This is a genomic window from Isoptericola halotolerans, from assembly GCF_013149785.1.
Taxonomy (GTDB): domain Bacteria; phylum Actinomycetota; class Actinomycetes; order Actinomycetales; family Cellulomonadaceae; genus Isoptericola; species Isoptericola halotolerans.
This window is the reverse complement of record NZ_JABEZU010000001.1, coordinates 1480144-1505848: the sequence shown is the minus strand read 5'-3', so window position 1 is coordinate 1505848 and position 25705 is coordinate 1480144. Positions and strand designations below refer to the sequence as shown.

The 25705-nt window shown below is 72.4% G+C and carries 24 protein-coding genes; 3 read left to right on the top strand and 21 right to left on the bottom strand.

The features are described from left to right. Positions 1 to 13 precede the first annotated feature (13 nt). A complete protein-coding gene (locus HDG69_RS07135) occupies positions 14 to 547 on the top strand; it encodes a hypothetical protein (protein WP_246256008.1) in 534 nt (177 codons plus the stop codon). Here the strand turns inward: HDG69_RS07135 and HDG69_RS07130 are convergent. The 12 genes from HDG69_RS07130 to HDG69_RS07075 form a co-directional block, all read right to left on the bottom strand. Continuing rightward, entirely contained in the window at positions 531 to 1019 is a 489-nt protein-coding gene (locus HDG69_RS07130) for a hypothetical protein (RefSeq protein ID WP_343036300.1), read from the bottom strand. The genes HDG69_RS07135 and HDG69_RS07130 overlap by 17 nt on opposite strands. Continuing rightward, positions 1016 to 1795, bottom strand: coding sequence for a 4-hydroxy-tetrahydrodipicolinate reductase (dapB, locus tag HDG69_RS07125; protein ID WP_343036299.1), 780 nt, complete (start codon positions 1793 to 1795; stop codon positions 1016 to 1018). Before dapB ends, HDG69_RS07130 begins: the two co-directional genes overlap by 4 nt. 10 nt (positions 1796 to 1805) lie before the next feature. Beyond that, the gene (locus HDG69_RS07120) at positions 1806 to 3134 is read right to left on the bottom strand and encodes a M16 family metallopeptidase (RefSeq protein ID WP_171782979.1); all 1329 of its coding nucleotides are present in this window, start codon (positions 3132 to 3134) and stop codon (positions 1806 to 1808) included. 8 nt (positions 3135 to 3142) lie between these two features. Further along, a complete protein-coding gene (locus HDG69_RS07115) occupies positions 3143 to 5398 on the bottom strand; it encodes a polyribonucleotide nucleotidyltransferase (protein WP_171782978.1) in 2256 nt (751 codons plus the stop codon). A 210-nt stretch (positions 5399 to 5608) separates the two neighbouring features. Beyond that, positions 5609 to 5878 carry a 30S ribosomal protein S15 gene (gene rpsO / locus HDG69_RS07110; RefSeq protein ID WP_106268080.1) on the bottom strand — a complete coding sequence of 90 codons (270 nt, stop codon included), beginning with the start codon at positions 5876 to 5878 and terminating at the stop codon, positions 5609 to 5611. A gap of 128 nt (positions 5879 to 6006) precedes the next feature. Continuing rightward, positions 6007 to 7011 (bottom strand): bifunctional riboflavin kinase/FAD synthetase, encoded by a 1005-nt coding sequence (locus HDG69_RS07105; RefSeq protein ID WP_216645172.1) that lies wholly within the window; start codon positions 7009 to 7011, stop codon positions 6007 to 6009. 93 nt (positions 7012 to 7104) lie between these two features. Next, positions 7105 to 8067: a tRNA pseudouridine(55) synthase TruB gene (gene truB, locus HDG69_RS07100; RefSeq protein WP_343036298.1), complete on the bottom strand. Its 963-nt coding sequence runs from the start codon at positions 8065 to 8067 to the stop codon at positions 7105 to 7107. Between the two features lie 19 nt (positions 8068 to 8086). Further along, entirely contained in the window at positions 8087 to 8509 is a 423-nt protein-coding gene (rbfA, locus tag HDG69_RS07095; protein ID WP_171782976.1) for a 30S ribosome-binding factor RbfA, read from the bottom strand. 88 nt (positions 8510 to 8597) lie between these two features. Beyond that, complete coding sequence (infB, locus tag HDG69_RS07090) at positions 8598 to 11483, bottom strand: translation initiation factor IF-2 (protein WP_171782975.1); 2886 nt, start codon at positions 11481 to 11483, stop codon at positions 8598 to 8600. Positions 11484 to 11669: 186 nt separating this feature from the next. Further along, positions 11670 to 11939, bottom strand: a complete 270-nt coding sequence (locus tag HDG69_RS19335) for a YlxR family protein (RefSeq protein ID WP_343036297.1) — start codon at positions 11937 to 11939, stop codon at positions 11670 to 11672. A gap of 104 nt (positions 11940 to 12043) precedes the next feature. Then, a complete protein-coding gene (gene nusA / locus HDG69_RS07080; RefSeq protein WP_171782973.1) occupies positions 12044 to 13084 on the bottom strand; it encodes a transcription termination factor NusA in 1041 nt (346 codons plus the stop codon). Between the two features lie 2 nt (positions 13085 to 13086). Next, a complete protein-coding gene (locus HDG69_RS07075) occupies positions 13087 to 13611 on the bottom strand; it encodes an LSm family protein (RefSeq protein WP_171782972.1) in 525 nt (174 codons plus the stop codon). Between the two features lie 164 nt (positions 13612 to 13775). On the opposite strand from HDG69_RS07075, the gene HDG69_RS07070 reads away from it, so the two are divergent. Continuing rightward, the gene (locus tag HDG69_RS07070; RefSeq protein ID WP_171782971.1) at positions 13776 to 14945 is read left to right on the top strand and encodes a DUF4439 domain-containing protein; all 1170 of its coding nucleotides are present in this window, start codon (positions 13776 to 13778) and stop codon (positions 14943 to 14945) included. A 22-nt stretch (positions 14946 to 14967) separates the two neighbouring features. Here HDG69_RS07070 and HDG69_RS07065 read toward each other — a convergent pair whose 3' ends face one another. Continuing rightward, positions 14968 to 16815, bottom strand: coding sequence for a proline--tRNA ligase (locus HDG69_RS07065; protein WP_171782970.1), 1848 nt, complete (start codon positions 16813 to 16815; stop codon positions 14968 to 14970). Positions 16816 to 16863: 48 nt separating this feature from the next. Here HDG69_RS07065 and HDG69_RS07060 point away from each other — a divergent pair, with 48 nt between their 5' ends. Then, the gene (locus tag HDG69_RS07060) at positions 16864 to 17769 is read left to right on the top strand and encodes an Fpg/Nei family DNA glycosylase (RefSeq protein WP_171782969.1); all 906 of its coding nucleotides are present in this window, start codon (positions 16864 to 16866) and stop codon (positions 17767 to 17769) included. A 25-nt stretch (positions 17770 to 17794) separates the two neighbouring features. Here the strand turns inward: HDG69_RS07060 and HDG69_RS07055 are convergent, their stop codons facing one another. The 8 genes from HDG69_RS07055 to frr form a co-directional block, all read right to left on the bottom strand. After that, entirely contained in the window at positions 17795 to 18724 is a 930-nt protein-coding gene (locus tag HDG69_RS07055; protein WP_171782968.1) for a GNAT family N-acetyltransferase, read from the bottom strand. A 33-nt stretch (positions 18725 to 18757) separates the two neighbouring features. Further along, positions 18758 to 19921 (bottom strand): flavodoxin-dependent (E)-4-hydroxy-3-methylbut-2-enyl-diphosphate synthase, encoded by a 1164-nt coding sequence (gene ispG, locus HDG69_RS07050; protein WP_171782967.1) that lies wholly within the window; start codon positions 19919 to 19921, stop codon positions 18758 to 18760. Positions 19922 to 20005: 84 nt separating this feature from the next. Beyond that, positions 20006 to 21271: a site-2 protease family protein gene (locus HDG69_RS07045; RefSeq protein WP_171782966.1), complete on the bottom strand. Its 1266-nt coding sequence runs from the start codon at positions 21269 to 21271 to the stop codon at positions 20006 to 20008. A 33-nt stretch (positions 21272 to 21304) separates the two neighbouring features. Next, positions 21305 to 22489, bottom strand: a complete 1185-nt coding sequence (dxr, locus tag HDG69_RS07040) for a 1-deoxy-D-xylulose-5-phosphate reductoisomerase (RefSeq protein ID WP_425484014.1) — start codon at positions 22487 to 22489, stop codon at positions 21305 to 21307. 36 nt (positions 22490 to 22525) lie between these two features. Continuing rightward, a complete protein-coding gene (locus HDG69_RS07035) occupies positions 22526 to 23080 on the bottom strand; it encodes a DivIVA domain-containing protein (protein ID WP_171782965.1) in 555 nt (184 codons plus the stop codon). Then, positions 23077 to 24258: a dual-specificity RNA methyltransferase RlmN gene (gene rlmN, locus HDG69_RS07030; protein WP_171782964.1), complete on the bottom strand. Its 1182-nt coding sequence runs from the start codon at positions 24256 to 24258 to the stop codon at positions 23077 to 23079. The genes HDG69_RS07035 and rlmN overlap by 4 nt, the downstream gene beginning before the upstream one ends. Positions 24259 to 24275: 17 nt before the next feature. Next, entirely contained in the window at positions 24276 to 25109 is an 834-nt protein-coding gene (locus tag HDG69_RS07025; protein ID WP_171782963.1) for a phosphatidate cytidylyltransferase, read from the bottom strand. Further along, positions 25109 to 25666, bottom strand: coding sequence for a ribosome recycling factor (gene frr / locus HDG69_RS07020; protein WP_171782962.1), 558 nt, complete (start codon positions 25664 to 25666; stop codon positions 25109 to 25111). The genes HDG69_RS07025 and frr overlap by 1 nt, the downstream gene beginning before the upstream one ends. Positions 25667 to 25705: the final 39 nt, after the last annotated feature.

Genomic DNA, 25705 nt, shown 5'->3' with positions numbered 1-25705 from the left:
CCAGCCTGTCCGCATGGGTCACGAGGGCAGGAGCGCCGACGCTCGTCGGCGACGGACGCCCCGTGACCATCGCGGGACCTCGATGGTCACGGACTACTTCGCCGCGCCGACGGATGCGTTGGCGGCCACCGTCGGTCGCGAGCTCGACGGGCCGTCGACGCCGGCCCGCGGTTCCGGGGAGCCCCTGTTCGACACCGTCCGGGTGCCGTCGACGGACCCGTTCGTCGCGCTGGCCACGCTCGGCGGACTGCTCAGCGGGCGAACCTACGCCGAGGTCACGGCGCTCCCCCGGCACGCGCAGGTGATCAGCGGCGGCACGGAGGGGCCCTGGGTCGTCACCGTCTCGGAGCTCGTCACCACCGAGCTCGCCGGCGCCGCCCCGGCCCGGCTCACCGCCGTCGCGCGCACGACGGACGAGGACGACCACCGCGCCGCCGTGCTCGCGGACGCCCTGCGCGAGCTCGGCGAGCTGGCCGGGCGTGCTCGATCCGTCCGGCACACCCTCTACTGCTGGGCGGTGCTGCCCGGGCTCAGCGCGACGGGGTGAAGAGCGCCGAGGCCCGCCGCAGCGCGCCTCGGGCACGGCGGCGGTCTCCGGCCGCGTCGTAGGCGAACGCCAGGTGGTACCACGCCCGCCAGTCCTGAGGAGCGGCGTCGACGGCATCACGTGCGCCGCCGAAGGCCTCGTCCGCCGCCACGCGGTCGATCCGACCACCCGGCGACCGGGGCAGCTCGTCCACCGGCAGCTCGCCCGCCGCGGCCAGCTCGTCGGCCATCCGCTGCACCCTGGCGGCGAGCCAGAACTCGCGGGCGACGAGCCCGAGGACGAGCAGCGGGATGACGAGCACGGCCGCCCCGATGCCGATCAGCACCGGCTCGCCGCTGGTCAGCATCGCCGCCCCCCGACCGGCGATGGCCCACACGTACAGGGCGAGCAGAGCCGTGACCGCCACGGCACCGACCAGGCCGCGCGGAAGCCGACGCCGGGCTGGTGGCGTCGGCACGCCCTCGTCGGTCACGACAGGTCCAGCACGTTCTCGAGCCCGACGGTCAGCCCCGGCCGCGACCCGACCTCTCGAACGGCCAGCAGGACGCCGGGCATGAAGCTGGCCCGGTCGAACGAGTCCTGGCGGATGGTGAGCTGCTCTCCCTCGTTGCCGAAGAGGATCTCCTCGTGGGCCACGAGGCCACGCAGACGGACCGCGTGCACCCGCACACCGTCGACGTCGGCGCCGCGCGCTTCCCAGCCGACCTCGGTGGCGTCCGGCGACGGCCCGAGGCCGGCGTCCGCCCGAGCGGCAGCGATCGCGGCCGCCGTGTGCCGGGCGGTGCCGGACGGCGCGTCGACCTTGTTCGGGTGGTGCAGCTCGACCACCTCGGCGGACTCGAAGTAGCGAGCCGCCTTCGCGGCGAACGTCATGGCCAGCACGGCCGACAGACCGAAGTTCGGTGCGATGAGGACCCCGAGCGCGGAGTCGTCCGACCGGTCGGCGTTGACGCGCGCGAGGTGCTCGACGACCCGACCGCGCGACTCGTCGTCCCACCCGGTCGTGCCGACCACCGCGTGCGCGCCGGCGTCCAGGACCGCGTGCACGTTGGCCTCGGTGACGGCCGGCACGGTGAAGTCCACCGCGACCTGGGCGCCGGAGTCGCGCACGCCGGCGCCGACGTCGTCGCCGGCGTCCAGACGTGCCACGAGCTCCAGGCCGGCGGCCTGCTCCACCGCGGCACAGGCCTGTGCGCCCATCCGTCCGGCGGCACCGATGACGGCCACCCTGATGGCGTTGCTGCTCACAGTCGCTTCCTCACTCTCCGAAGGGGCCGACCCGCACGACGGAGCGAGGTCGCGACGCGAGGTCGGCGGCCAGGTCGCGCACGTCGGCCGCGGTCACGGCACGAACACGTTCCAAGGACTCGTCGACCGTCAGGAGCTCGCCGAGCACGAGCTCGGCACGGCCCAGCCTGCTCATGCGCGAGCCGGAGTCCTCCAGGCCGAGGACGAGGCCGCCGGAGAGCTGACCGACCGACCGCTGCAGCTCGTCGTCGGTGATCCCGTCCGCGGCGAGCCGTTCCAGCTCGGCGATCATCAGCGTGGTCACCTGATCGGCCTTCGCCGGGGTGCACCCGGCGTACAGGCCGAAGAGGCCCAGCCCGCCGTGCCCCTGGCTGAACGAGTAGGTGGAGTACGCGAGGCCACGCTTCTCCCGGACCTCCTGGAACAACCGGGACGACATGCCGCCGCCCAGGACCGCGTTGAGGACCGTCAGGGTGTAGCGCCGTTCGTCCGACGCGCTCAGGCCGGTCCCGCCGACGACGACGTTGGCCTGCTCCACCTGCCGGTGGACCGTCAGCTCGACGCCCTCGGTCGGCACGCCGTCGCACTCCGGGACCCCGGAGCGGCGCTGGCGGGGCAGGCCTGCCGGCTCGAGGGACCAGCCGCCCGCGACGAGCGCCTCGCCGACCTGCTGGACGATCTGGTCGTGGTCGACACCACCCGCCGCGGCGATCACCAGGGTCTCCGGGCGGTAGTGCCAGCGATAGTGCTCCAGCACCGCGTCACGAGGGACGGCGCGGATCGTGTCCGGGGTCCCCCCGATCGGGCGTCCCAACGGGTGGGCGCCGAGCACGGCCGCGGCGAACTCCTCGTGGACGACCTCGCTCGGGTCGTCGTCGGTCATCGCGAGCTCCTCGAGGATCACCCCTCGCTCGGTCTCGAGCTCGTCGGCGTCCAGCCGTGCCGAGGTGACCATGTCCGCGATGACGTCGACCGCCATCGGGACGTCCTCGTCGAGCACCCGCGCGTAGTAGCAGGTGTGCTCCTTGCCGGTGGCGGCGTTGGCCTCGCCGCCGACGGCGTCGAACGCCTCGGCGATGGCGAGCGCGCTGCGTCGCTGCGTGCCCTTGAAGAGCAGGTGCTCCAGGAAGTGGGTCGACCCGTGGTGGCCGTCGGTCTCGTCCCGGGACCCGACGCCGACCCAGGCGCCGACGGTGGACGAGCGGAGCCCCGGCATGTGCTCGGTGAGCACACGCACACCGCCGGGCAGGACGCTGCGACGGATCGTCGCGCCGTCCTGCCCGGCGGTCAGCTCGGCACCCGGCTGGCCCGCTCCGACGAGCGGGAGGTGCTGGCTCATGCGGTCGATCAGGCCTCGCTCGGCTGCTCGGCCTGCTCGGCGTCCGGCTCCGCGTCGGCCTTGTCGTCGTCCTCGGTGACCGCCACGAGCGACAGCTTGCCGCGCGGGTCGATCTCACCGATCTCGACCTGGATCTTCTGGCCGATGGACAGCACGTCGTCGACGTTCTCGACCCGCTTGCCGCCCACGAGCTTGCGGAGCTGGCTGATGTGCAGCAGCCCGTCCTTGCCCGGGGAGAGCGAGATGAAGGCGCCGAACGACGTCGTCTTCACGACGGTGCCGACGAAGCGCTCGCCGACCTCCGGCACGTGCGGGTTGGCGATCGCGTTGATCGCCGCGCGCGCGGCCTCGGCGGACGGGCCGTCCGTCGCACCGATGTAGACCGTGCCGTCGTCCTCGATGGAGATGTCGGCGCCGGTCTCCTCCTGGATCTGGTTGATCATCTTGCCCTTGGGCCCGATGACCTCGCCGATCTTGTCCACGGGGACCTTGACGGCGATGACACGCGGGGCGTTGACGGACATCTCGTCCGGGGTGTCGATCGCCTCGGCGAGCACGTCCAGGATCGTCAGGCGCGCGTCGCGGGCCTGACCGAGAGCGGCCGTCAGGACCGAGGCGGGGATCCCGTCGAGCTTGGTGTCGAGCTGGATCGCCGTGACGAACTCGCGGGTACCGGCGACCTTGAAGTCCATGTCGCCGAACGCGTCCTCGACGCCCAGGATGTCGGTCATGGCCGCGTAGCGGGTCTCGTCGTCGACCGTGTCGGAGACGAGCCCCATCGCGATGCCCGCGACGGGCGCCTTGAGGGGCACACCGGCGTTGAGCAGCGACAGGGTCGAGGCGCAGACGGAGCCCATCGACGTCGACCCGTTGGAGCCGAGCGCCTCGGAGACCTGACGGATCGCGTAGGGGAACTCCTCGCGGCTCGGCAGCACCGGCACCAGGGCACGCTCGGCGAGAGCGCCGTGTCCGATCTCGCGACGCTTCGGGCTGCCGACGCGGCCGGTCTCACCGGTCGAGTACGGCGGGAAGTTGTAGTTGTGCATGTAGCGCTTGCGCGTGACCGGCCCGAGCGAGTCGATCTGCTGCTCCATGCGCAGCATGTTCAGCGTGGTCACACCCAGGATCTGGGTCTCGCCGCGCTCGAAGATCGCGGAGCCGTGCACGCGGGGCAGCACCTCGACCTCGGCCGACAGGGTGCGGATGTCGGCGAGCCCACGCCCGTCGATGCGCACGCCCTCGGTGAGCACGCGCCGGCGCACGAGCTGCTTCTGCAGCGCGGCGAAGGCGGCCGACACCTCCTTGTCACGCCCCTCGAACTGCTCGGCGAGCTCGGTCTTCAGGCCCGCCTTGATCTCGTCGAGACGGTCGTTGCGCTCCTGCTTGTCACCGATGGTCAGCGCCTCGGTGGTGGTGGCGGAGACGGCGGACTCCACGGCGGCGTAGACGTCGTCGGCGTAGTCCGGGAACAGCGGGAACTCGCGCACCTCGGTGGTCGCCTGGGCGGCCAGCGCGGCCTGGGCGTCGCACAGCGCGGCGATGAACGGCTTGGCCGCGTCGATGCCCTCGGCGACGACCTGCTCCGTCGGTGCGGTGGCACCCTGGTTCTTGACCAGGTTCCACGCGTCGTCGGTGGCCTCTGCCTCGATCATCGCGATGGCGACGTCCTCGGAACCGTCCGCGGCGACGACCTTGCGGCCGGCCACGACCATCTCGAAGACGGCGCGCTCCTTGTCGGAGTACTTCGGGAACGCGACCCACTGGTCGTCGATGAGCGCGATCCGCACGGCGCCGGCAGGACCGGAGAACGGCAGGCCGGAGATCTGCGTGGACGCGGACGCGGCGTTCATCGCCAGCACGTCGTAGGCGTCGTCGGGGTGCTGGGCCATGACCGTGATGACGATCTGGACCTCGTTGCGCAGACCCTTGACGAAGAGCGGACGCAGCGGCCGGTCGGTCAGGCGGCAGGTGAGGATCGCCTCGGTCGACGGGCGACCCTCGCGGCGGAAGAACGACCCGGGGATGCGCCCCGCGGCGTACATGCGCTCCTCGACGTCCACCGTCAGCGGGAAGAAGTCGAAGTGGTCCTTGGGGTGCTTGCCGACCGCGGTGGTCGACAGCAGCATGGTCTCGTCGTCGAGGTAGGCGGCGACGGCGCCGGCAGCCTGCCGGGCCAGACGGCCCGTCTCGAAGCGGACGGTACGGGTGCCGAAGCGACCGTTGTCGATGACGGCCTCGGCGAACTGGATCTCGGGACCCTCCATGGGTGCCCTCCTGATTCTCGAAGGCGCCGCCCCTCCGTGCGACGGTCTTCGATCGAGGCCCACGGAGCCGCGCACCGGACGGACCGGGCGGTTCGGGGAGCCACTACCGAGGACCGGACGACGGTCCGGCAGCGCGATGGTGGTAGTTACCAGGACATCACATCAGACCAGCCCGGCCCCTGCGAGAGGGACCGGGCCGGCCCGGTGGTGTCAGCGGCGCAGACCGAGGCGCTCGATGAGCGCGCGGTAGCGCACGATGTCGACCTTCTGCAGGTAGCCCTGCAGGCGGCGACGCTGGCCGACGAGCAGCAGCAGGCCACGACGCGAGTGGTGGTCGTGCTTGTGCTCCTTGAGGTGCTCGTTCAGGTCGTTGATGCGCTGGGTGAGCAGCGCGATCTGCACCTCCGGCGAGCCGGTGTCGCCCTCGTGAGTGGCGTACTCGGTGATGATGGACTGCTTGGTGGCAGCGTCGAGCGGCATGGCTCTCCTTCTGGTGTCGTTGCGCGGTGCTCCGGGACTTCTTCACCGGGCGCTCTGGGTCCGCGGCCGAACTACGGCACCCTCATGCTACCAGCGCGGACGGTCACGACGGTGGCGCGTGACCGGCGTCACCGACCGCCACCCGGCCGGAGGATCTCGCGGGCGCGGGCGACGTCGTCGTGCATCTGGCGGACGAGCGGGTCGATGCCGTCGAAGCGCAGGGTGGGCCGCAGGTGCTCGACGAGCTCGAGGACGACCTCCTCGTCGTACAGGTCCAGGTCGGTGCGGTCGAGCACGTAGGCCTCGACGCGGCGCTCCACCCCGTCGAACGTCGGGTTGGTGCCGATGGAGATCGCGGCAGGCAGCCGCGCGTCAGGGTGCTGGGGCTCCCGTGCGGCCAGGACCGGACGCCTGAGCCATCCCGCGTACACGCCGTCCGCCGGGACCATGCCCGCGATCGCCCCCAGGTTCGCCGTCGGGAACCCGAGCTCGCGTCCGCGCGCGTCGCCGTGGACCACGGTGCCGCGCAGACGGTGCGGGCGGCCGAGGACGTCCGCGGCCTGCGCGACGTCGCCCTCGGCGAGCAGCGCGCGCGCCGCCGAGCTCGACCAGCGCTGCCGCGCGCCGGGCGACTCCGCCAGGCACTCCCCCACGTCGTCGATGGCCACGACCTCGAACCCGTGCTCGCCGCCCAGCTCGACCATGGTCGCGAGCGTCCCGACGTTGTCCTGCCCGAACCGCACGTCGTGCCCCACCACGACGCTGCGCGCGCCCAGGGCGCCGGTGAGGTAGCGGGTGACGAACTCCTCGGGGCTCTGCGCGGCGAACTCCAGCGAGTACGAGATGACCAGGACGGCGTCCAGGCCCGTCGCGGCCAGCAGGTCCAGCCGGTCGTGCAGCCCGGTGAGCAGCTCGGGCGCGGAACCCGGCCGGTGCACCGCGGCCGGGTGCGGGTCGAAGGTCACGGCGACGGCAGCGCGCTCGTCGCCCTGGGCGAGCCGGACGAGACGGCGCAGCACCGCCTGGTGACCGCGATGGACGCCGTCGAAGTTCCCGATCGTGACCGCAGACGGCCCGAAGCCGTCGGGGACCTCGCTCAGGTCCGTGAACACCTGCACGCGCGCCGCTCCCATCCGCTCAGCCGTCGACGCCCGGTGGGGCGCCGACCGTCAAGAGTAGCCCCGGCGCCCTCGAGGAGCCGACCCGCCTCGTGCGAGCTCTCCTCCTCAGGGCGCCGGCGCGAGCACGAGGACCGGCTTGGCGAGCTGCTCGCCGCGACGTGACGTGTCCTCGAGGAGCGCGACGAGCGCACCGTCGGGCCCCACGCCGGCCACCGTGCCGTCCGTGCCCGACGGCGCCACCCACTGCCCGTAGCCGAGCGCTCTGGCCTCGGCATCGGTCAGGTCACGCACGGCGAAGGTCGCGCGCGCGGCGTCGGCGAGCGGCGTCGTGGCCAGCACACCGTCGTCGTCCGCCTGGTGCTCGAGCTGCTCCAGGCTCCGGGCCCGGGCGAGGTCGTAGCCGCCCACCCGCGTGCGCCGCAGCGCGGTGAGGTGCCCTGCCGTCCCCAGGGCCGCACCGAGGTCGCGGGCGAGCGCCCGGACGTAGGTCCCCGACGAGACGACCACCCGGGCGTCCAGGTCGAGCACGGACGTGCCGTCGTCGGACAGGCCGGGGCGCACCGCGAGGACGTCGAAGGTGCTGACGATGACCGGGCGCGCCGCGAGCTGCACCTCCTCGCCCGCGCGGGCCAGGTCGTAGGCACGCTTCCCGTCGACCTTGATCGCGCTGACCGTGGTCGGCACCTGCTCGATCTCACCGGTGAGGGCCGCCACCGCGGACTCGAGCGCAGCGCGCTCCACGCCCTGCCCGACCCCGGGTGCGGAGACGACAGCACCCTCGGCGTCGTCCGTCGTCGTGCCGACGCCCAGCCGGATCGTGGCGTCGTACTCCTTGTCGGCGCCGACGACGTAGGTCAGCAGACGGGTGGCCCGACCGACGCCGACGACCAGCACTCCCGTGGCCATCGGGTCGAGGGTGCCGGCGTGCCCCACCTTGCGTGTCCCGGCCAGGCGCCGACACCGCGCGACGACGTCGTGGCTCGTCAGCCCGGCAGGCTTGTCGACGACGAGGAAGCCGTCCGGTGCCGTCGGTCGCCGAGGCGGCCGTTCGCGCCGCTGGTCCACCACGTGTGCTCCCGTCCCGCGGTCAGTCGTCGTCGGTGCGGTACGGGTCCGCGTCGCCGGCCGGCTGCTTGCCCTCACGCAGCGCCGCCAGCTCGGCATCCCGCCGACGCGCCTCGATCAGTGCTGCGTCCAGGTGGGCCGCGGTCTCCGGAACCGAGTCGAGGTGGAACTCGATGCTGGGGGTCAGCCGCATCTGGGTCTGCTTGCCCACCTCCGAACGGATCATGCCCTTGGCGCTCTCCAACGCCGCGGCGGTCCCGGCGTGCGCCTCCTCGTCGCCGTACACCGTGTAGAACACCGACGCCTGCTGCAGATCACCGGTGACGCGCACGTCCGTGATCGTGACGAACCCGAGCCGGGGGTCCTTGATCCGGGTGTCGAGCAGCTGCGCGACGATCTCCTTGATGCGGTCCGCCAGCTTGCGGGCCCTGGGGTTCTCACTCATCCGTGCTCCCTCTCGTGACGCCGACGGCGCCCCGCCGCCACCGCTGCGGTCAGCGGGACGGGCGGGACGCCGTCGGCGGTTGTCGACCTCAGTCGCGCGGGATCTCGCGCATCTCGAAGGTCTCGATGATGTCACCCTCGGTGACGTCGTTGAACGACCCGAGACCGATACCGCACTCGAAGCCCTCGCGGACCTCGGTGACGTCATCCTTCTCGCGTCGCAGCGACTCCACCGTGAGGTTGTCCCCGACGACCTTGCCGTCGCGCAGGACGCGCGCCTTGGAGTTCCGTCGGATGGTGCCGGACCGGACGATCGAACCGGCGATGTTGCCGAACTTGGAGGAACGGAAGACCTGGCGGATCTCGGCGCTGCCGAGCTTCGCCTCCTCGAACTCCGGCTTGAGCATGCCCTTGAGGGCCGCCTCGATGTCGTCGATCGCCTGGTAGATGACCGAGTAGAACTTGACGTCCACGCCCTCGCGCTCCGCCAGGTCCTCGACACGCTCGCCGTAACGGACGTTGAAGCCGATGATCACGGCGTTGTCCACCGTGGCCAGGTTCACGTCGTTCTGCGTGATGTCGCCGACACCGCGGTGGATGACCCGCAGGTCGACCTCGTCGCCCACGTCGATCTTGAGCAGCGCGTCCTCGAGTGCCTCCACGGCACCGGAGACGTCGCCCTTGAGGACCAGGTTGAGGGTCTCGACCTTGCCCTGCTCCAGCGCCTTGGTGAAGTCCTCGAGGCTGATGCGCTTGCGACGCTTCGCCAGGAGGGCAGCACGCTCGGCCGCCTCGCGCTTCTCGGCGATCTGCCGACCGGTCCGCTCGTCCGGAGCCACCAGGAAGGTGTCCCCGGCACCCGGCACCGAGGCGAGCCCCAGCACCAGGACCGGGCGCGCCGGGCCCGCCTCGCGGACCGACTCGCCGTGCTCGTCGAACATGGCGCGCACGCGCCCGTGCGCCGTGCCCGCGACGATCGCGTCACCGACGCTCAGCGTGCCGGACTGCACCAGCACCGTGGCCACCGGGCCGCGGCCCTTGTCGAGGTGTGCCTCGATCGCGACACCGCGGGCGTCCTTCTCAGGGTTGGCCCGCAGGTCGAGCGCCGCGTCCGCCGTGAGCAGCACGGCCTCCAGCAACGCGTCGATGCCCTGACGCCGCAGGGCGGAGACGTCGACGAACATCGTCTCGCCGCCGTACTCCTCGGCCACCAGGTTGTACTCGGTGAGCTGCTGACGGATCTTGTCCGGGTTCGCGCCCTCCTTGTCCACCTTGTTGACCGCGACCACGATCGGCACATCGGCCGCCTGGGCGTGGTTCAGCGCCTCGATCGTCTGCGGCATCACGCCGTCGTCCGCGGCCACCACGAGGATCGCGATGTCCGTGACCTTGGCACCACGGGCACGCATGGCGGTGAACGCCTCGTGGCCCGGCGTGTCGATGAACGTCACGGCACGGTCCGCACCCTCGTGCTCGGTGTGGACCTGGTAGGCACCGATGTGCTGGGTGATCCCGCCCGCTTCACCGGCCACCACATCGGTGGAACGGATGGCGTCGAGCAGCTTGGTCTTACCGTGGTCGACGTGACCCATGACGGTCACGACCGGCGGACGCGGGAACAGGTCCTCGTCGTCCTCGGCGGCCTCCTCGGCCTCGAGGTCGATGTCGAAGGCCCCGAGCAGCTCGCGGTCCTCCTCCTCGGCGGAGACCATCTCGATCCGGTAGCCGAGCTCGACGCCCAGCGTCGCGAAGGTGTCCTCGTCGAGGGACTGCGTCGCCGTCGCCATCTCACCGAGGTGGAACAGCACGGTGACGAGCGACGCAGGGTTCGCGTCGATCTTGTCGGCGAAGTCGTTCAGCGAGGCGCCGTGGCGCAGGCGGACGACCGTCTGACCGTTGCCGCGCGGGACGCTGACGCCACCGAGCGACGGAGCCTGCATCGCCTCGAACTCCTGGCGCTTCGCCCGCTTCGACTTCCGTCCCCGGACGGGACGACCGCCGGCACGACCGAACGCACCCTGCGTGCTGCCGCGACCGGCACCACCGCGACCGCGGAAGCCACCGCCGCCGCCAGGACGCATGCCGCCTCCGCGACCACCGGGGGCCGCACCGGCACCACCGGGGCCACCGGGACCGCCGCCCTGACCGCCACGACCACGACCGCCGCCACCACCGCGACCGCCCGCGGCCGGACGCTCGCCCGGGCGGGGCATGCTCGTCTTGCCGGGCATCATGCCCGGGTTGGGGCGCGGACCGCCGGGGCGCGGAGCCGCGGGGCGCGGGCCACCCGGGCGGGGGCCACCAGGACGCTCGCCCTGGGCGGCCGGTCCGGACTCGCCCCGCTGCGGGCGCTGCATACCCTGCTGCGACGCGTACGGGTTGTTGCCCGGGCGGGGACCGCCCGAGCGCTGCATGCCCTGCTGCGAGGCATAGGGGTTGTTGCCCGGTCGAGGGCTGCCACCGCGGCCACCGGACCGCTGCTGGCCCGCGGGCTTGGAGCCCGGCTTCGGCCCCGCAGCAGGCTTGGGCGCAGCCGCAGGCTTGGGCGCAGCACCCGGCTTCGGGGCGGCACCCGGCTTGGGCGCACCACCCGAGCGAGGTGCGGCCGCCTTCGACGCCTCGGCCGCGGGCTCGGCTTCCGCCCGAGGCGTGGCCTCGGGTGCGGGCGCGGGCTGTGCCGCCGCGGGCTCATCGGCCGGTGCGGCCGCGGGCTCGGCCGGGGCAGGCTTCGCCGGCGCGTTCCGAGCGCCCGGCTTGGGCGCTGCGGGCTTCTTCGCCGCGGCCGGAGCGCTCTTCGCACCCTGCTCACCGCCGGCGCCGCCCTGGAACTTGTCGCGCATCGTGCGCTCGACCGGTGCCTCGAGGGTCGAGGAGGCCGATCGGACGAACTCGCCCGACGCCTTCAGCTCGGCCATCAAGGTCTTGCTCTCCACTCCGAGCTGCTTCGCCAGCTCGTGGACGCGGATCTTCGCCACATCTCTCCTGTCTCGGCCCCACCGAGAACAGGCAGGACCGTCGTTAGTACCGAGTACTCATCGCTGGGGACTCATCGGGTGCCCATCGGCTTCTGACCCGCTTCCTTGTCGATGTACGCGTGGTGCGGCCGGACGATGGCGTCCGGTCGTGTCAGCCGGGCGGCACCGACGGTGCCGCCAGGTCGTTCAACGGTCCTGCTGCTCCAGATATGCCCGGACCGCCGTCAGGTCGAGCGGGCCGGCAGCACGCAGAGCGCGCGGCACGGCTCGCCGCCGGACGGCGAGATCCAGGCAGGCGAGGACCGGATGGATCCAGGCCCCTCGCCCCGACAGGCTCCCACGGACGTCCACGACCACCCGAGGTTCCCCCGCGGGTACGCCGTCGGCCGCCGCGAGCACCAGCCGCAGGAGGTCCGACCGCAGGTCACGGTCCCGGCATCCGACGCAGGTGCGCACCGGTCCCGCCGACGTGGGCGTGGAATGGTGCGGGCGCGTCGGACCCTGGTCGCGTGACCCGGTCCTGGCCAGTCTAACGTGACTGCTCACGGCTCTCGACCAGCTCAGGCGTCCTCGTCCGGCGCACCCTCGGCGCCCGACCCCGTCGACTCCTCGTCCGAGCGGATGTCGATCCGCCACCCGGTGAGCTTGGCCGCAAGGCGGGCGTTCTGCCCTTCCTTGCCGATCGCGAGCGACAGCTGGTAGTCCGGGACGACGGCACGCGCCGCCCGGGCGTCGGCGTCCACGACCGTGACCGAGCTCACACGAGCAGGCGACAGGGCGTTGGCCACGAAGCGGGCCGGGTCGTCGCTGTGGTCGACCAGATCGATCTTCTCGCCGTGCAGCTCAGCCATCACGGCACGGACACGCGAACCCATCGGACCGATGCAGGCACCCTTCGCGTTGAGCCCGCTGACCTTCGAACGCACCGCGACCTTCGTGCGGTGCCCGGCCTCGCGCGCCACGGCGGTGATCTCCACCGACCCGTCGGCGACCTCCGGGACCTCGAGCTCGAACAGCTTGCGCACCAGCCCGGGATGCGTGCGGCTCAGGGTGACCTGAGCGCCCTTCATCCCCCGTGAGACCTCCACCACGTAGCCGCGCAGGCGCTCGCCGTGGGTGTAGTCCTCACCCGGCACCTGCTCGTGCGGCGGCAGCACGGCCTCGGTACCGCCGACGTCGACGAGGACGACCCGGGGGTCGCGGCCCTGCTGGATCACGCCCGCGAGCACCTCGCCCTCCTTGCCGCGGAACATGCCCAGGACCTGGTCGTCCTCGGCGTCACGCAGTCGCTGGACGATGACCTGGCGCGCCGTGGCGGTCGCGATGCGGCCGAAGTTCGCCGGTGTGTGGTCGAACTCCGGTCCGAGCTCGACGAGGTCGCGTCCCTCGGGATCTTCGGGGTCCGGGGTGCGGATCGCCTCGCGGGCGTGGACCGTGACGTGTCCGGAACGCCGGTCGAGCTCGACCCGGGCGTTCTGATAGGCGTCCGGCGTCCGGTGGTAGGCGGACAGGAGCGCCTCCTCGATGGCCCCGACCAGGACGTCCAGGCTGATCTCCCTCTCGCGCTCCAGAAGTCTCAGCGCACTCATGTCGATGTCCATCGTCAGCCCTCCTCACCGTCGCGGGCGGCGCCCGCATCTTCGTCCTCGAGCCGCTTCAGCTCGACCTCGACCTTGCCCCGGCGCACCTGCGCGAGCGCGATGTGCGTCCCGTCGTCGAGCACCAGCTCCTCGTCGCCCGCCGCGCCGACCACGTCGCGCAGCCGGCCCGACGCCGCACCGCCGTCGACCAGCGTCAGGACGACCCGGCGCGTCCGCGCGCGGCGGAAGTGGCGAGGCTCCGTCAACGGGCGCGAGGCGCCGGGCGTCGACACCTCGAGCGTGTACTGGCCCCGGACGACGTCGGCCTCGTCGAGGGCGGCCGAGATCGCGCGCGAGGCGTCCCCGAGCCGGTCCGAGTCCAGGCTCCCGAGCTCGTCCTGCGTCAGGTCGATCGTGATCCGCACCACGGACCGGTTTCCCGCCCGCACCACGCGTGCGTCCTCGAGGTACAGCCCGGCGGAATCGACGACCGGGCCCACCACCGACCGGACACGATCGTCCGAGGTATGGCTCCGCTCTGCTGCCATGGATGCCTCCCGTGGGTTCTCCCGCGCCGGGACGTCCCGCGGCCGGTGTGTCGTTGTACGTCGTGCGTCGTCCAGCCTAACGAACGCCGCAGGGCACGCGTGCCGAACGACCCGCGCCACCAGGTGGAGGAACGTCACATCGCGACGTGGCAAGATCAGGCACGATGGAACCGCACCCCACCCCAGCCCCGGCGACCCGACGTCGTGGCCGGGTCGCCGTCGTCGGCCTGGTCGTCGCCGTCGTGCTGTCGGGTTGCGGGCTGCGGCTCGAGACGCCCCCGCCGGGGGAGCCCGTCCCCGACACCATCGAGATCGTGCGCAGGACAGCGGTCTCCGACGCCCTCTACGTCGCCGAGCTGGCGGAGGTCGCGATCGACCGGCTCGACGGTCGCCGGCCGAGGCTCACGGCCGAGCTCGAGCGGGTCGCCACCGAGTCACGCGAGCAGGCCGACGAGCTCGGCGGCGAGTACGACTCCGGGCTGGAGCCGGAAGGCTCTCCCGAGTCGTCCCCGGAGACCTCCGCGGACGAGGAGCGGACGAGCCTGCAGGACGTGGTCGACGCGCTCGTGGACGCCTCCGGCCGCAGCCGCACCGCCGCCGGTACGACCGGCGACGGTCCGCTCGCCCGGCTCCTGGCCTCCGTCGGTGCCGCACAGGCCGTCTCGGCGCGTCGCGTCGTGGAGTACGTCGACGGTGACCTGCCGCCCCCGGTCGTCCCGGTCGTCCCCCGGCCGGCCGAGATCGCCCCGGGCGACGAGGAGGAGGACGACAGCGCGGCCGAGCCCTCGGACGACGCCGCCTCGGCCCTGTCGCTGCTCGCCGCGCCGGCCGAGGTCGAGCCCTCGGACGAGCCCTCCGAGGACGTGGCACCGGACGGGATCTCGAGCACCGTGCCCGACTCCGACGAGCCGGCGGTGGTGCCTCGCGGGCTCACGGCGAGCGACCTGCGCACGCTCGTCGAGTCCGAGGACTCCGCCGGCTACGCGCTGCGGCTCCGCGCCGCGCTGACGTCCGGTGACGAGCGGGAGCGCCTGGCCGACCGGGCCGACCAGCACACCGCCCGCGCGCAGGCGTGGGCGGACGTCGCCGGGACCAGCCGCACCGACCAGGACCCACGCCAGGTCGCCTACGCCGTGCCGCGCGAACCCGGCGACGCCGCCCTGGTGCGGGCGGTCGAGAACGACCTGGCCACCGGCTACGCCACCTTGATCGGGACGACGGCCCCGAGCACGCGGGCGATCCTGGTCGACCTCCTCGTGGAGTCCGCCGTCGTCCTCGACGACTGGGGCGCCGACCCCGTACCGTTCCCCGGCCTGCCCGAGCAGCAGGACTGACGCCAGTCCTGGGCCGGTGCCGTCACCCGTTCCGGGACAGCATCTCCTCGACCCGGTCGACGACCGTCGTCACGGCCTCGGCCACCGCCACCTGCACCGCGTCACCGGCCCGCGGGCGCACCTCCACCACGCCGTCTGCCAGCCCGCGGCCCACGACGACGAGCAGCGGCACGCCGAACAGCTCGGCGTCCTTGAACTTCACGCCGGGCGACACCTTGGGCCGGTCGTCGTAGATGACCTCGACCCCCCGGTCGGCCAGGCCCTCGGCGATGTCGGCGGCGGCGTCGAACACCTCGGCGCCCTTGCCCGTCGCGACCACGTGCACGTGGGCCGGGGCGACGTGCGCGGGCCAGGCCAGGCCGCGATCGTCGTGGTGAGCCTCGGCGAGCGCGGCGAGCACCCGGGTGACGCCGATCCCGTACGAGCCCATCGTGACGACCGTCTGCTTGCCGTTCGGGTCGAGGACCTTGAGGTCGAGCGCCTCGGCGTACTTGCGGCCGAGCTGGAAGATGTGGCCGATCTCGATGCCACGGGCCAGCTCGAGCGGCCCGGAGCCGTCCGGAGCAGGGTCGCCCGCCCGGACCTCGGCGGCCTCGATGGTGCCGTCGGCGGTGAAGTCGCGCTCCGCGACGAGGTCGAAGACGTGCTTGCCGGGTGCGTCGGCCCCGGTGATCCACCGGGTCCCCGCCACCACACGCGGGTCGAGCAGGTACCGGATCGCGGAACGCGGCTCGCCGGTCTCCGCGTCGATCAGCTGCTTGCCCTGAGGTCCGAGCACGCCCGGGCCGATGTAGCCCTTGACCAGCTCGGGATGGGCCGCGAAGTCGGCGTCGGTGGCGGGCTCCGCCTCGGCGGGCGCGAGGGCGGCCTCGAGCCGCTTGACGTCGACCTCACGGTCCCCCGGCAGGCCGACGACCAACAGCTCGCGCGACCCGTCGGGCTGCCTCACGGCGAGCACGACGTTCTTGAGCGTGTCGGCGGCCGTCCAGGCCCGGTCCGGCCGCGCGTGCGCGGAGTTGGCGACGTCCACCAGCGTGGCGATGGTCGGCGTGTCCGGTGTGTCCTCGACGTGCGCCGCCGGGGCGTCGTCGGAGGGCACGGGGTCCGGCACCGTCGTGACCACGGCCTCGACGTTCGCCGCGTAGCCGCCGGCGGACCGCACGAACGTGTCCTCACCGATCGGCGACGGCGACAGGAACTCCTCCGAGCGCGACCCGCCCATGGCCCCCGAGGTCGCCGAGACGATGACGAAGTCCAGGCCGAGCCGCTCGAAGATCCGCTGGTAGGCGCCGCGCTGGCGCTCGTACGCCTGCGCCAGGCCCTCGTCGTCGATGTCGAAGGAGTAGGCGTCCTTCATGATGAACTCACGGCCGCGGATCAGGCCGGCGCGCGGGCGCGCCTCGTCGCGGTACTTCGTCTGGACCTGGTACAGGGCCAGCGGGAGGTCCTTGTACGAGGAGTACAGGTCCTTGACCAGGAGCGTGAACATCTCCTCGTGCGTCGGGGCGAGCAGGTAGTCCGCCTGCTTGCGGTCCTGGAGCCGGAAGAGGTTCGGGCCGTACTCGCTCCAGCGTCCGGTCGCCTCGTAGGGCTCGCGCGGCAGCAGCGCCGGGAAGTGGACCTCCTGGGCGCCGATGGCGTTCATCTCCTCGCGGACGACGGCCTCGACCTTCGCCAGGACCCGCAGCCCCAGGGGCAGCCAGGAGTAGACCCCCGGAGCCGCACGGCGGATGTAGCCGGCCCGCACGAGCAGCCGGTGGCTGGCGACCTCGGCGTCAACCGGGTCCTCGCGCAGTGTACGGACGAACAAGGAGGAGAGCCTCAGCAGGTCACCACGACGGGCGGCGCTGCGGGGGGACGCGATCGACATGCGCCCAGCCTAGCGGCGCGCACCGGGTGCTTCGGCGACACTGGGTGCATGCCCGAGCTGCCCGAGGTCGAGGCGCTCGCCCGGTTCCTCGACGAACGGACGACCGGACGAACCGTCGTGTCCGCCGACGTCGCGGCGATCGCGGCGCTCAAGACCCACCACCCGCCGGTCACCGCTCTCGTCGGTGGGACGGTCGACGGCGCCGTCCGGCACGGCAAGTGGCTGGACCTCGCCGTCGCGCCGGACCCGCGGGCGTCGGAGCCCGGCGCCCTGCACCTCGTCTTCCACCTGGCACGCGGCGGTTGGGTGCGCTGGCACGAGACCGCCCCGACCACACCCGTGCGTCCCCGCCTCGGAGGCTCGTCGAGAGGCGCGGCGCTGGCGCTCCGCCTGCGCCTCGACGACGGGTCGGGCATCGACCTCACCGAGGCAGGCACCCGCAAGCGCCTCGCGGTGCACGTCGTCCGCGACCCGCAGGAGGTCGAGCAGGTGCGCACCCTCGGGATCGAGCCGCTGTCCGCGCAGTTCACCCCGGAGGCGCTCGAGGACCTGCTGAACGCCCGCAACCAGCAGGTCAAGGGGCTGCTGCGCGACCAGCACGCGATCGCAGGGATCGGCAACGCCTACTCGGACGAGATCCTGCACGCGGCCGGCATGTCGCCCTTCCGGCTCACCCGGTCGCTCACCGACGACGACGTCGCCGCCCTGCACGTCACGGTCGTCGAGACCCTGCGCGCTGCCGTCGCCGCGTCGGTGGGCCGGCCCGCCGAGCAGCTCAAGGACGCCAAGCGCACCGCGATGCGTGTGCACGGCCGCACCGGCGAGACCTGCCCCGTGTGCGGGGACACCGTGCGCGAGGTGAGCTTCGCTGACAGCTCCCTGCAGTACTGCGCGACGTGCCAGACCGGCGGGCAGGCGCTGGCCGACCGACGCACGTCGAAGTTCCTGCGCTGACCAGGCGTGAGCAGGACCGCGGCGCTCAGAACAGCACCGTGGAGAAGGTGCCGACCCGCTCGAACCCGACGTGCCGGTACGCGGCCAGGGCCGGGGCGTTGTACCCGTTGACGTACAACGACACCGTCGGGGCGACGTCGCGCCGTGTCAGTGCGACGACGGCGGCCATCCCCGACACCGACAGCCCCTCGCCCCGGCGGCGGGGGTCGACCCAGACACCTTGCACCTGGGCGACGCCTCCCGCGACCGCGCCGAGCTCGGCCTTGAAGGCCACCGAGGCGCCGCCGTCGTCGGGGTCCGGCGCGACCCGGACGTACGAGCGTCCCTCGGCGATCAACGACCGCACCCGGGCGGCGTAGGCGCCTCCTCCACCGGCGACCGGCGAGTAGCCGACCTCCTCGGTGAACATCCGCACGCAGGCCGGCAGCACCAGGTCGATCTCGGCGGTCCGTGACCTGCGCACCCACGGGTCCGGCTCGACGTCGGGGTCGTGGTCGATCACCAGCGACGGCTGGTCGGCCCGCACCTCCCGCGGTGGGGGCCACGTGCGCGACAACAGCTCCCACAACCGCCGGACGACGTCGCGCTCGCCCACGATCGAGCTGGAGCGTCGTCCTTGCGCCCTGGCCGTCGCGGCGAACGCGTCCACCGCCTCCGTGACACCCTCGCGCCCGAGGCCCGCCGGCACGACCGGGACCAGGTTCGCCCCCGCCCAGCACACGGCGACCGGCGGCCCGGACGCGGGGTAGCCCCACAGCTCGCCACCCGCCGCGGCGAGGCCCGCACGGATCGCGACGTCGACCCGGGCTGCGGCCAGCACCGAGGCGACCGGGTCGGCTGCGCACACCTGCCTCGCGTCGGCCAGGTCCGCCGGCCCCAGGACGCGGGCGGCGGGCACGCGGCGCGCGGCGGAGGACGACGGTCCTACGTCCCGCAGCGCCGGTCGCCAGCCCATCGCCCCGCCTCCTCGTGAAGTCCTCGGCGCGCCTCAGGACACCGACACGACCGGTGCGCCGGCCTGCGCGTCGTTCTCCGGGGCCGGCATCGACTCGGCGATGCGCATGGCCTCCTCGATGAGCGTCTCGACGATCATGGCCTCCGGGACGGTCTTGATGACCTCGCCCTTGACGAAGATCTGTCCCTTGCCGTTGCCGGAGGCGACACCGAGGTCCGCCTCGCGCGCCTCGCCCGGGCCGTTGACGACACAGCCCATGACGGCGACGCGCAGCGGGACCTCCATGCCCTCGAGACCCGCGGTGACCTTCTCGGCCAGCGTGTAGACGTCGACCTGGGCACGGCCGCAGGAGGGGCACGACACGATCTCCAGCTTGCGCTCGCGCAGGTTGAGCGACTGCAGGATCTGCAGCCCGACCTTGACCTCCTCCACCGGCGGGGCGGAGAGCGAGACCCGGATCGTGTCCCCGATGCCCTGGCTCAGCAGCGCGCCGAACGCCGTGGCGGACTTGATCGTGCCCTGGAACGCCGGTCCCGCCTCCGTCACCCCCAGGTGCAGGGGCCAGTCGCCGCGCTGCGAGAGGAGCTCGTAGGCCCGGACCATGACGACGGGGTCGTTGTGCTTGACCGAGATCTTGAAGTCGTGGAAGTCGTGCTCCTCGAAGAGGCTCGCCTCCCACACCGCCGACTCGACCAACGCCTCGGGCGTGGGCTTGCCGTACTTGGCGAGCAGCCTCTTGTCGAGCGAGCCGGCGTTGACCCCGATGCGCAGCGACGTGCCGTGGTCCTTGGCCGCCTGGGCGATCTCCTTGACCTGGTCGTCGAACCTCTTGATGTTGCCGGGGTTGACGCGAACCGCGGCACACCCCGCCTCGATCGCGGCGAACACGTACTTCGGCTGGAAGTGGATGTCCGCGATCACCGGGATCTGGGACTTCTTGGCGATGATCGGCAGCGCATCGGCGTCGTCCTGCGTCGGGCAGGCGACGCGCACGATGTCGCACCCGGACGCCGTGAGCTCGGCGATCTGCTGGAGCGTGCCGTTGATGTCCGTCGTCTTCGTCGTGGTCATCGACTGGACGCTCACGGGCGCGTCGCCACCGACATACACGTCACCGACCCGGATCTTGCGCGTCTTCCTGCGCGGGGCCAGCACGGGAGGGGGGGCGGCCGGGATTCCGAGGTTCACTGCAGTCACGTGACCAGTATCGCGCGCCCCGAGGGGTGCTGCGCACGCCGGAGACGCACCTCACCCCGCCGGGGGCGACCGCTCACACGACCTTCACAGCAGCCGGACGGGATCCACGATGTCGGCGACCATGAGCACCGCCCCCACACCGATGAGCACGACGAACACGACGTAGGCCACCGGCATCATCCTCGCGACGTCCGCCGGTCCGGGCAGCGCCCGCCCGCGCACCCGCGCCAGCGTCCTGCGCCCGCCCTCGTACAGCGCGTTGACCACGTGGCCGCCGTCGAGCGGCAGCAGAGGGATGAGGTTGAACATGAACAGCGCGATGTTGAGCGCCGCCAGCAGCATGAGCATGAGCTGGACACGGGCCAGGACCGTGTAGTCCTCGGCGCCCGCGTAGTCGACGGCGACCCGGCCGACACCGACCACGGACATCACCGAGTCCTGGGCGCGCGGCTCGGCGGAGAACGCCTGGTAGGCCGCGTCGTAGATCCGTACCGGCAGGGTGGCGATCGCGTGCGCGGTGCCGGCGGTCTGCATCCACACCGCCTCGGGCACGCTGGAGGCGGGCAGCGGCTGACGCTCCACGCTGGACGACACGCCCAGCAGGGCGCCGTCGACCATCACCGGCTCGCCGTCGTCCCCGGTCACGGCGTAGCCCTCGTCGTCGGTGAGCGGTCGCTCCGCCGGGGTCGGCATGACTGTCAGGGTGATCTCCTCGCCGTCGCGCAGCACCGTCAGCGGCACCTCCTCGTCGGCGCGGTCGTTGACCATGCCGACCAGCTGCGACCACTCCGCGACCGGGGCGCCGTCGAACGCCAGGACCTCGTCGCCGGGCTGCACCCCGGCGACGGCCGCCGCCGAGTCCTCGCCGACGTCCGCGACCGTCGTCGTCGCCGCCGGCATGCCGATGCCGAGGAACACCACGGCCAGCAGCACGACCGCGATGACGAGGTTCATCACCGGCCCGCCGAGCATCACCACGAGCTTCTTGGGGGTCGAGAGGTGGTAGAAGGCGCGGTGCTCCTCCCCCGGGCGGATCTCGCTGACGCTGGCCTCCCGGGCGTCGGCGATCACCTGGCCGAACATGCCGCCCCGGGCCCGGGTCCCCGGGCGGGCCGGCGGCATCATGCCGACCAGACGGACGTAGCCGCCCAGCGGGATGGCCTTGAGCCCGTACTCGGTCTCTCCCCGCTTCCGCGACCACAACGTCGGTCCGAAGCCGACCATGTACTCGCTCACGCGCACGCCGAACCTCTTGGCCGGCACCATGTGACCGACCTCGTGCAGGGCGATCGACACCAGGATGCCGAGAACGATGACGACGATGCCGACGACGACGGGAAGGATGTCCACGCCAGCAGGGTAGGCGACGAATCTGGGAACCGGTCAGCGACGGGCGAGCAGCTCGTCGGCCCGGCGCCGCGCCCAGTCCTCCGCCGCCTCGACCGTCTCGAGCGTGACGGCGGCCGGGGGGACGCCGTCGTGCTCGCCCAGGACGTCCGCGACCGTGTCCACGATGTCCGTGAAGCCGACCCGACCGTCCAGGAACGCGGCGACGCCCTGCTCGTTCGCGGCGTTGTACACCGCAGGGTGGGTGCCCGACGCCGCGGCGGCGGCTCGGGCGAGGCCCACGGCCGGGAACGTCGCGTCGTCCAGCGGCTCGAAGGTCCAGCTCGCCGCCTGCGTCCAGTCGCACGGCGGGCTCACGACGTCCAACCGCTGCGGCCAGGACAGCCCCAGGGCGATGGGCAGGCGCATGTCGGGCGGCGAGGCCTGGGCGATCGTGGAGCCGTCGCAGAACTCGACCATGGAGTGCACCACGGACTGCGGGTGCACGACGACGGTGATGTCGTCGGTGGGGACGTCGAACAGCAGGTGGGCCTCGATGAGCTCGAGGCCCTTGTTCATCAGGCTCGCCGAGTTCACGGTGACCACGGGGCCCATGGCCCAGGTGGGGTGCGCGAGGGCCTGCTCGGCGGTGACACCCTCGATCTCGTCGCGTGTGCGCCCGCGGAACGGCCCGCCCGAGGCCGTCAGCACCAGCCGACGGACCTCGCTGCGGTCGGCCGTGTGGGCGCCACCGCGCAAGGCCTGGGCGATCGCCGAGTGCTCGGAGTCGACCGGGACGATCTGGCCCGGGTCGGCCGCCGCCTTGACCAGCGGCCCGCCCACCACCAGCGACTCCTTGTTCGCCAGCGCCAGCGTCGAGCCCGCCTCCAGGGCCGCGAGCGTGGGCCGCAGCCCGACCGAGCCCGTGATGCCGTTGAGCACCACGTCGGCGCCCCGTCCGGCGACCTGCGCGGCCGCGTCCGGTCCGGCCAGGACCTCGACGTCACGCGCCCGGTCACCGAGGCGGCCTCTGAGGGCCTCGCGCAGGTCTCCCGCACGCGCCGTGTCCGCGACAGCGACGGCGCGCACGTCGAGGAGTGCGGCCTGGTCGGCCAGCAGGGCCACGTCGGAGCCACCGGCACTGATGGCCTCGACCCGGAACCGGCCGGGATGGGCCCGGACGACGTCGATGGCTTGCGTGCCGATGGAACCGGTGGACCCGAGCAGGGTGACAGAACGCATGAGCGACATCATCCCGCACCGCTCGCCGTGGCCGGGCTACTCGACGCCGAGCAACACCTCGATGGCGCGTGCCAGGAACCTGTCGACCGCAGCCTCACCGTACGCGTCGGCACCCTTGGCACGGCCGAAGGTGGCCGAGCGCACATCGGCTGCCGTCAGCGGCTCCTGGCGGTCGAAGTAGCCCACCAGCCGGTCGCAGAGGGCATCCACGTCGTCCATGTCGTAGCCCTGCTGACCGCGTTCCGCCGGGGCGAACTTGGCGCCGTCGGGCCGGCCGAGGCGGCCGTACAGCGTGCGCGCCCGCTCGGCGAGCGCCCCCATCCACGCCTCCTGGCCGTGCTGGTTGACGAAGTCGGCCCGCTGGCGAGCGATGAAGGCGCCCTCCAGCCGGTCGAGCGCGGCGTCGACCTCGTGGGTGTTGTAACCGCCCCGCACGAGCTCGAACGTCGACGTGGCGATGTCGGCGTTCGTCATCGGCTCAGGGGTGCGCCCCTCGTACGCCTGACGGGCGTGGTCGAAGAACTCGTCGACCTCGTCCGGGTCGTATCCGGAACGCATCTTCGACACGGTCGAAAAGAGCGTGCTGCTCACTCGTCGTCCTCCTCGGCGGCCAGCTGTCCGCAGGCGCCGTCGATGTCGCTCCCGCGGGTGTCACGGATCGTGGTGGGGATGCCGTGCCCGCGCAATCGTGCCACGAACTCGTCCTCGACGGAACGCTCGCTGGCGGTCCAGATGGATCCCGGGGTCGGGTTCAGCGGGATGGGGTTCACGTGCACCCAACCCCTGCCGCGCGCGTTGAGCTTCTCGCCCAGCAGGTCCGCGCGCCAGGCGTGGTCGTTCATGTCCTTGATGAGGGCGTACTCGATCGACACCCGGCGGCCCGTCACCTCGAAGTACCGGCGAGCCGTGTCCAGGGTCTCGTCGACGCTCCACCGGGTGTTGATCGGCACCAGCTCCGAGCGCAGGTCGTCGTCCGGGGCGTGCAGGCTCAGGGCCAGCGTGACCGGGATGCCCTCGTCCGTCAGGCGGCGCATCGCCGGGACCAGGCCCACCGTCGAGACGGTGATGTTGCGGGCCGACATGCCCAAGCCCTGCGGCGACGGGGCGACGAGCGCCCGGACGGTCTCGATGACCGCCTTGTAGTTGGCCAACGGCTCGCCCATGCCCATGAACACCAGGTTGTTCAGGCGTGCCGGGCCGCCGGGGATCTCCCCGCGGTCCAGGGAGCGGAACGCCGCCCGGACCTGCTCGAGGATCTCCGCGGTCGACAGGTTCCGGGTCAGGCCGAGCTGCCCGGTGGCGCAGAACGGGCACGCCATGCCGCACCCGGCCTGCGAGGAGACGCACAGCGTGGTCCGGTTCGGGTAGCGCATCAGCACGGACTCGACCTTGGCGTCGTCGAACAGGTGCCAGAGCGTCTTGACCGTGGTGCCGCCGTCGGCCTCCATCCGCTTGGTGGGGCGGATCAGCGGCGGGAACATCGTCGTGGCGAGGCTCTCGCGGGTCGCCTTCGGCAGGTCGGTCATCTCGGCAGGGTCCGAGGTGAAGTGCGTGAAGTAGTGCGCCGCGAGCTGCTTGGCGCGGAAGGGCTTCTCCCCCAGCTCCACGACGGACGCGACCCGCTCCTCGGGGGTCAGGTCGGCGAAGTGCTTCGGCGGCTTGCCGCGGCGCTTGGGCGCCATCTGCAGCGGGATGGGCCGGGTCTCGTCGGACGGCCGGACGGCGGGGACGCCGAGCTCGGTCGCGGTGCGAGCGGAGGGGGTTGCCATGACGGTTCCTTCGGGGCTCAGACGGTCGTCTGCAGGACGAGGTACACGAACGGTGCAGTGACCACGAGCGAGTCGAGTCGGTCCAGCACGCCCCCGTGGCCCGGGAGCAGCGAACCCATGTCCTTCAAGTCTAGGTCCCGCTTGATGAGGGACTCGGCGAGATCCCCGGCGGTCGCGGTGACCGCCGTCAGCACGCCGAGCCCGACCCCGACCCACCAGGGCGCGTCGAGGACGACCAGGGCACCCAGCACCCCCACCACGACCGCCAGGGCGATCGAGCCGCCCAGGCCCTCCCAGCTCTTCTTGGGACTGACCGACGGGGCCATCGGGTGCCGTCCGAACAGCACCCCGGCGACGTAGCCGCCGACGTCGTTCGCCACCGCGAGCAGCACGAAGAGCACGACCCGCAGCTCGCCGTCGGGGCCGGTGAGGATCAGCAGCACGAACCCGGCCAGGAACGGGAGGTACGTCGCCGCGAAGACGCCCGCCGCAGCGTCGCGCAGCGCCCGCGGCCCCGACCCGTCGAGGACCCGCCAGACGACGACCGCCCCCACCGTCAGCACGAAGGCCACCAGGAGCGCTTCGGGACCTGCGGCGTAGGCGGACACCGCCATGCCTGCCCCGCCGACGAGCAGCGGGGTCAACGGGATGGCGACGTCGCGCCGCGCGAACGCGGTCCGCAGCTCCCACAGGGCCGCGCTCTGGGCCACGACGACGAAGGCCACGAACGGCTCCGGCCGGAACCACAACGACGCCCCGACCGCCACCAGGAGACCGACGCCGACCGCGATGGCCGCCGGAAGGTTGCGCCCGGCGCGGGACGGACCGCGCTGCGCGTCGACAGGTGACATCAGACCTCGAGCAGCTCGCTCTCCTTGCCGGCGAGGAGCTGGTCCACGAGGTCGACGTGCTTCTTGGTGAGCGACTCGAGCTCCTTCTCCGCGCGCGAGCCCTCGTCCTCGCCGACGTCGCCGTCCTTGACGAGCCGGTCGATCTGCTCCTTGGCCTTGCGTCGCACGCCCCGCACGGAGATGCGGGCGTCCTCGGCCTTGGTCTTGGCGAGCTTGACGTAGTCGCGCCGCCGCTCCTCGGTCAGCGTGGGCATGACGATCCGGATCGCGTTGCCGTCGTTGGACGGGTTGACGCCGAGGTCCGACTCGCGCAGCGCCTTCTCGATCGCAGCCATCGACCCCTTGTCGAACGGGGTGATGAGCACGGTCCGCGCGTCCGGGATGTTGAAAGAGGCGAGCTGCTGCAGCGGCGTGGGTGCCCCGTAGTAGTCCACCTCGATCGAGGAGAACATCCCGGAGTTCGCGCGGCCCGTGCGGATGCCGGCGAACTGCTCCTTGGCGAACTCGATCGCCGTGTCCATCTTCTCCTCGGCCTCGAGGAGGGTGTCGTCGATCACCCGGTGCTCCTTGTCGATGTGGTCTGGCTTCGTCAGGAC